1 protein-coding gene is annotated in these 345 nt (G+C 59.4%); it reads right to left on the bottom strand.

Annotated features, from left to right (window positions below; genetic code table 11):
* Nucleotides 1-52 precede the first annotated feature (52 nt).
* Nucleotides 53-345, bottom strand: a 293-nt coding sequence (locus AC1RPU_RS08055) for a hypothetical protein (RefSeq protein WP_481769651.1), incomplete at its 5' end; no start/stop codon positions are given.

Below are 345 nucleotides of genomic sequence, written 5' to 3'. Positions count from 1 at the left end.
GTATCTGCATCACGTGATGCAGATGTCCCCTGAATCCAATCACGAATCCCCATCAGGCACCCCAGCTCAGGTCACGCTCGTCCACTGGCACCGAAATCCACGTATCCTTCGGGAGCTTCGTGGGGTACGCGCCGAACGTACGCGGCTGATGCACGAGACCACGGTCCCACAGCTCTTGGCCGGCACGGAGACATGCTTCACCGTCCAGTCCGATCAGATAACCCGGGCGCTCGCGATACGCCTCGATAACCGGCACAATATCGGTACGGTGCGTCATGTGGGTCAATGCGATAACGACCAGCACATCGTTGATATCGACGGTGCCGCGCACGATGTCGCCAACAC

This window comes from Dellaglioa sp. CoH-55-MRSF-7 (assembly GCF_056782235.1).
This window is presented reverse-complemented; position numbering and strand designations above follow the sequence as displayed.